At 63.6% G+C, this 242-nt stretch carries 1 protein-coding gene; it reads right to left on the reverse strand.

The window, feature by feature from the left end; genetic code table 11:
* On the reverse strand, positions 1–242 hold a 242-nt coding region (locus R0J88_RS22895; RefSeq protein WP_410901302.1), incomplete at both ends, for a hypothetical protein.

The following is a 242-nucleotide window of genomic DNA, read 5'->3' on the forward strand; positions in this document are numbered from 1 at the left end:
GCTCGTAGCGCACCAGGTCCTGGATGTTGTTGACGTTCTGCCGGTCCAGCTGCTCTCGGGTCTGCACACTGACGGTGCTTGGCACCAGGCTGACGTCCTGAGCACTCCGGGTTGCGCTGACGGTCACCTGCTGCAGGGCGATTACGTTGCCGCCAGCCTGGCGCTCAAGCACCACGTTGCCGTTGCTGATCTTGCGAAAACTCAGCCCGGTACCGTGCAGCAGGCGCTTGAGGGCGGCATCT

Source organism: Pseudoalteromonas sp. SIMBA_162 (assembly GCF_046535955.1).
Taxonomy (GTDB): domain Bacteria; phylum Pseudomonadota; class Gammaproteobacteria; order Enterobacterales; family Alteromonadaceae; genus Pseudoalteromonas; species Pseudoalteromonas marina.